Consider the following 6,512-nt stretch of genomic DNA (forward strand, 5'->3'; position numbering starts at 1 on the left):
CAACCAAAGCCGAGAGAACGAAGAGCAAAGGAGAGTAACAGATCATGACCTATTCTCATGAAGTAGAGCGCATGTGCCCCCTGACCAAGGGCCCGCATCACGGCCCCGCCCCCATCCCCGAAGAGGGCAACTGGGTCAAGGCGTATGAGATCAAGGATATTTCCGGCCTGACCCACGGCGTGGGCTGGTGCGCCCCCCAGCAGGGCACCTGCAAGCTGACCCTGAACATCAAGAACGGCATCATTGAGGAAGCGCTGGTGGAGACCATCGGCTGCTCCGGCATGACCCACTCGGCCGCCATGGCGGGCGAGATCCTGCCCGGCAAGACCATTTTGGAGGCGCTGAACACCGACCTTGTGTGCGACGCCATCAACGTGGCAATGCGCGAATTGTTTTTGCAGATCGTGTACGGCCGCAGCCAGACCGCGTTCAGCGAGGACGGCCTGCCCGTGGGCGCCGGCCTGGAGGACCTGGGCAAGGGCCTGCGCAGCATGACCGGCACCATTTTTTCCACCCAAGCCAAGGGTGTGCGCTACCTGGAGCTGACCGAGGGCTACATTACCAAAATGGCCCTGGACGAGAACAACGAGGTCATCGGCTACCAGTTCGTGCGGCTGGGCAAAATGCTGGAGGCGATCCGCCACGGTGAGGAGCCGGGGGCCGCCTACGAGAAGAATATCGGCACCTACGGCCGGTTCGATGGCGCTGTGAAGTACATCGACCCGCGCGAGGAATAAGAGGGAGAGGAGATATACAATGGCTACTTTTGAATCTATGGACCGCCGCATGCCCAAGATCGAGGCGTGCCTCAAGGCCAACGGCCTGGAGTCCCTGGACGCCTGCCGCGAAATGCTCCTCGCCAAGGGCATTGACTGCGAGACCATCGTGAAGGGCGTGCAGCCCATCTGCTTTGACAACGCGGTGTGGGCCTACACCCTGGGCACCGCCATTGCTGTGAAGCGTGGCCTGAAGGACGCCGCCGACTGCGCCGCCGCCATCGGCGAGGGGCTGGAGGCGTTTACCATTCCCGGCAGCGTGGCCGAGCAGCGCAAGGTGGGCCTGGGGCACGGCAACCTGGGCGCCATGCTCCTGAACGACGACACCAAGTGCTTCGCCTTTTTGGCGGGCCACGAGAGCTTTGCCGCCGCGGAGGGCGCCATCGGCATTGCCCGCACCGCCAACAAGGCCCGCAAGACCCCGCTGCGGGTCATTCTGAACGGCCTGGGCAAGGACGCCGCCTATATCATCAGCCGCATCAACGGCTTCACCTACGTGGAGACCGATTACGACTTCAAGACCGGCGAGCTGAAGGTGGTGCGCGAGAAGGCGTTCTCGGACGGCGAGCGCGCCGCCGTGAAGTGCTACGGTGCCAACGATGTGCTGGAGGGCGTTGCCATTATGAAGAAGGAGGCCGTGGAGGTCTCGATCACCGGCAACTCCACCAACCCCACCCGGTTCCAGCACCTGGTGGCCGGCACTTACAAAAAGTGGACGATGGAGAACGGCAAAAAGTATTTCTCGGTGGCTTCGGGCGGCGGCACCGGCCGCACCCTGCACCCGGACAATGTGGCAGCCGGCCCCGCCAGCTACGGTCTGACCGACTCGATGGGCCGCATGCACGGCGACGCCCAGTTTGCGGGTTCCAGCTCGGTGCCAGCCCACGTGGAAATGATGGGCCTGATCGGCGCCGGCAACAACCCCATGGTGGGCATGACCGTGGCCTGCGCCGTGGCCGCCAGCCAGGCGTAAAGCCGCCGGCCATTCACAAAAAACGCAGAGAGACCGCCACCGTGAGGGGCGGTCTTTTTTGCGTTTAAAGGGCAGCCGGCGCCAAAAATGCCGAAAGGAGGGAGACCGCGGGCGAAGAGAGCAAGCGCCCCCAGGTGCAGAGGGGCACGGGTGCAGCGCCGGGCCCTTTTGGGGAATATGCTGTAAATCGGAGACTTGGTGGGAATAATAACTTCTGCGTTCTTGATTTGAAGCAAAGAAGGAGTGTGATGGCAATGCAGTGCACACAGCACAGTTTGAGCGGCGGGATGCTTACGGAATACGAGAGCCACCTGTGGGAGCGGGAGTGCCGCCCCGCCACGGTGGAAAAATACCTGCGGGATGTAAAACACTTTTTGGAGTTCCTGCCTTGGGGAAAAGAGGTCACCAAGCAGGATGTGCTGGCCTACAAGCAAGCGCTGAGCGCCCGCTATGCGCCGGCCAGCACAAATTCCATGCTCACCGCCCTGAACGATTTTTTGGACTGGGTGGGCTGGAGCGAATGCAGGGTGAAGCTGCTGAAAATCCAAAGAAGCCTGTTTTGCAGCGGGAACAGGGAACTCACCCGCGCCGAATACAACCGCCTGGTAAGCGCGGCCAGGCACAAGGGCAATGCGCGGCTGGACCTGCTGATGCAGACCATCTGCAGCACCGGCATCCGCATTGGGGAGCTGCGCTTCATCACGGCAGAAGCGGTGAACAGCGGGGTGGCCGAGGTGTGCTGCAAGGGCAAAACGCGGCCGGTGCTGCTGTGCCGGGAGCTGCAAAAGAAGCTTTTAAAATACTGCGCCCGGCAGGGCATCGCCCAGGGACCGGTATTTGTGACCAAAAACGGCACGCCGCTGGACCGCGCCAACATCTGGCGCGACATGAAGCGGCTGTGCGCCGAAGCAGGGGTGGACAAAAAGAAGGTGTTCCCGCACAACCTGCGCCACCTGTTCGCGCGGACCTTTTATAACCTGGAAAAGGACATTGTGCGGCTGGCGGATATTTTGGGGCACAGCAGCGTGGAGACCAGCCGTATTTACACCATGAGCAGCGGGCAGGAGCATCAGCGCCAGCTGGCCGCACTGCATCTGATTTTATAAAAAGAGAAAAAACGCCCCGCGCGGGGGCGAGCACATAAAAAAAGGACGACATAATTAACATTATGTCGTCGGCCATCTTCCATCCGGGGCTGTGCGCCCGCCTTCGGCCCAATATTCAGGGCCGAAAAAAAGCGGCGGCCCTGTTTTGTCATATCCATGGGGCGAAAAAAGCCCCGCTGCGGTGGCCCGAAGGCGGGCCGCTGCAATTTTTTTTTTGCAATTTTGCGGTCGCCCGGCGCAAAAAGGCTCAAAGCAGGCGAAGATTACCGCACGGCAAACACTACCCGCATGAAACGCCGCATCGTTCACGCCGGCCTTTGTAAATCTTGTTGTTTTTTGTATTTTTTTGTGGTAAAATGAATTTCAATAAATGTATCCGGTCTGCACTCACGACGACATAATGTTAATTATGTCGTCGGCCATCTTTGTTGTGCGGCGGAGCAGGATGTGGAGGGATTGAAGATGGGCTTTCACAAAAGAAGGCTTCAAAAACTGTTGTGCACGGTGATCGGCGCAGCCTTTTTGATGCAAGGCGCGGGCGCCCCGGTGCTGGCGGCCGGCGCAGGCCCGCTGCTGCCGCAGGCGTCTGTTTCCCGCGGGAGCGTGGGACCCGAGGCGATCACCATGGACGCCGCCCCCGGTGAGGCGCCCCAGGCCACCCCCGGGACGGAGCCAGGCGCCACGCCGGAGCCGGGCACCACGCCGGAGCCGGGTGCTACCCCGGAGCCGGGTGCTACCCCGGAGCCGGGTGCTACCCCGGAGCCGGGCGCTACCCCGGAGCCGGGTGCCACCCCGGAGCCGGGCGCTACCCCGGAGCCGGGTGCCACCCCGGAGCCGAGTGCTTCGCCGGAGCCGGGCCCCGACCCGGATGGGCAGGAGGAAAACAGCTTGCAGGAGCCCCGGGCCGCGCTGGCCGCCGCCGTGGACTCGCTGGCCAGCGCCCGGGCCGCCACCGATACCAACCGTCTGGGCGACCTGTTTCAGGCGGAGCCCTATACCGACCGCACTTATCTGCACAAAAACGGGCAGGTCCTGGACGGCAACAACCCCCTCCTGACAGCGGCCACGCCGCTGGGCCCCGGAAAGGTGGGCTTTCAGGGAGTGAACGGGTATGCCTCGATCCTGGCGGCGCCCATGTCGATTGAGGGCAATACCATCACCCTGACCAGCCCGGAATACACGTATAACCCGTTTTATCTGCGCGGGGGCGCCCAGCCCACCGACAAGGTGGCGATCACCTCTGAGATCACGCGCACCGTGGGAGCGTTCGACAACCGGCCGGTGGTGCTGAACCTGGGCGGCCGGGAGGTACCGGTGGACGCCCAGGGCCAGCCCGAATACGGCTTTTTGGTGGAATTGAACGCAAAGAGCATTACAGACGGATTTATTACCCAGGTGGGCACGGTGCTGCACGAGACGGAGGGCAGGCTGGAACCGGTGGAGCGCGGCGGGCCGCAGGAGCTGCAGGCGGGCGACTGGATCTATGTGGACGGCAGTTACGCCAACATGCAGGCGGGCGTGCTTACCAGTACCACCAGGATCAACCTGAAACGCTCGTGGGAGCTGGACCAAAACATGCAGCTTGCGGCCGCGCCGGACGGGAACGCGATTGTGCTGCACAACGACCCCCGCCCCTCGGATCAGGTGCACGGCGCCCAGGAGGGGCAGTACCTGGGCATCTACCCGGGCGGTACCGAGGCGGGCATCCAGAACGGCCTGGCGCTGGAACTGGACAACTCCAACAACAAGGGCATCGACCCTAAATTCGCAGGGCCGGACCGGGATTATTACAACAACAACGTGCACGCGGCGCTGCACCCCACCGGGCGGCTGGACGCGCAGAACAAAAACATCCTGCTGAGCTCGGAGAACACAGCGCAAGAGGATACATATTGGGCCCTGGGCACCCTGCCCGAAGCGCTGGTGGGGGGCAGCGTTGCGAACCCCGCTTATACGCGGGTGAAAATGACCTGGTATGCGGCGGGCGATCAGTCCCAGCCGGCGTGGCTGTGGTCCTACACTTCGGGCAGTGCCGGAGCGCACGCCTGGAGCCAGCAATGGGAGGACGAGCAGCGGGCGGCGGGCAGCCTGGAAGACTTTGCCTGGCCGGAGGACGCTGAGAATCTGCAGCCCAGCGGCCTGTACCACCTGGTGGTGGAACTGTACGCCGCCGAGAACCGAAACGGCATCTCGGACATCAGCGACGCCGTGTGGAAGGGGCAGCCGACCAAGGTGATGCGCCTCACCCTCACCGAGGGCGAGGTGGTGGATCTGTTCACCAACGACTACCGGGTGGGCGCGGGCGCGCCTCCCACGGCCACGGACTGGGACTGGACGGCGCGCCTGTCTTACGCCTGCGCCACCAACTACACGGCGGCGGTCCCCGGCACCGAGAGGGGCGACGGTCACATTGACACCCTCACCACCACCACACCCAAGTTCCCGGCGTATCGCTTTAACGCGGGCGCCACCACCACCACCTTTACCAGCTTTGCCTATATGGGCTTCAAGCCGCAGGCGGGCATTCAGACGGCGCAGGTGGAGGGCAGCGAGCAGATACGGCCGGTGAGCCAGGGAGAGACCGTGACCTTTACCTACACGGTGCGCAACCGGCGGCTCACCAAGGCGACCAACGAGGTATCCGTGGCCTCGCTGCTCAAGCTGCCGGAGGAGTTTTTTCAGAACTTTGACCGCGGCAGCGTGCGGGTGACCAGCATACGCCAGCACGACCCGGCAAAGCCCACAGAGGACGGCGACGACGAGATCCTGGCGCAGGTGAACGCCCTGAACGGCGGAGACGCTTCGGCCGCCCTGCGCAGCGACCAGGGGCTGATATTTGAACTGGTGGGCAACCCCATGACCTTTACCATTACCGCACAGGCAAAGGACACCCTGGGCCAGCCCTGGGGCCCCGACAGCGACCCGGCGGTGCTGGCGGTCAAGGTGGAGGAAAAGGACAAGCTGCTGGGCGACGACAGCGGTTCGGTGACCGTGCACGCGGGCGTGGATACGGTGGACATCACCGTGGACCCCTGGGACTACCTGAAAACGGAAAAATACATCAGCCGGATCAGCGGCGAGGGCCGCACCTTTGACTGCACCATCCGCGCCAAGCTGCCGGAGTTTTTGCCGGACGAGGTGGTGCAAAAGGCTTTTGGAAAGGTGCGGGCGGAGCATTACGACGCGGTGCTGGTGATCGACAACCGCAGCCCCTCGGAGATGGAGCGGAGCGCGGCGGGCGCAAAGGAGTACCTGCGGGCGCTGCAGGAGAGAATCCACTCTTACGAGGACAACCCGGAGGTGTTCCAAAAGATCAGCCAGACCCGGGTGGGCATTGTGACCTACGGCGGCGACGTTGCGGTGCCGCTCACGCCTTTTCACAACCCTGGCGGCGGGTGCGCCGAACCGTTTATCGACGCACTGAACGACATCCTGCAGGGCAGCTACCCCAGCATGCTGGGCTCGGATGCCCAGGATGCGGACTACCGGGCCAAGTTCTCGATCCCCGCGAACCCGGAGCGGTACAGAAACCCGGTGGACACCAGCGCCTGCGGCGGCTTTGCGGTGGGCAACCACCTGCTGGCCATGCAGATGGGGTTGGACAGCCCGCTGGAGAGGCAGACCACCGGCTCCGGCAAGCCGGACGGGCTGACTTAC

Annotated in this window: 4 protein-coding genes; all 4 read left to right on the top strand. The window is 63.3% G+C overall.

Going from position 1 to position 6,512, the window contains the following annotated elements; all coding sequences use genetic code 11:
• The first annotated feature begins 44 nt into the window (after positions 1–44).
• Positions 45–737, top strand: coding sequence for an iron-sulfur cluster assembly scaffold protein (locus ACMLHZ_RS03390; protein ID WP_177565473.1), 693 nt, complete (start codon positions 45–47; stop codon positions 735–737).
• 19 nt (positions 738–756) lie between these two features.
• Positions 757–1,749, top strand: coding sequence for a GGGtGRT protein (locus ACMLHZ_RS03395; protein ID WP_177565471.1), 993 nt, complete (start codon positions 757–759; stop codon positions 1,747–1,749).
• 254 nt (positions 1,750–2,003) lie between these two features.
• Positions 2,004–2,855: a tyrosine-type recombinase/integrase gene (locus tag ACMLHZ_RS03400; protein WP_418666395.1), complete on the top strand. Its 852-nt coding sequence runs from the start codon at positions 2,004–2,006 to the stop codon at positions 2,853–2,855.
• 462 nt (positions 2,856–3,317) lie between these two features.
• A partial coding sequence (locus ACMLHZ_RS03405) for a lectin-like domain-containing protein (RefSeq protein ID WP_418666396.1) occupies positions 3,318–6,512 on the top strand: 3,195 nt, incomplete at its 3' end.

It is taken from the genome of Allofournierella sp. (assembly GCF_048388525.1).
Classification (GTDB): domain Bacteria; phylum Bacillota; class Clostridia; order Oscillospirales; family Ruminococcaceae; genus BQOK01.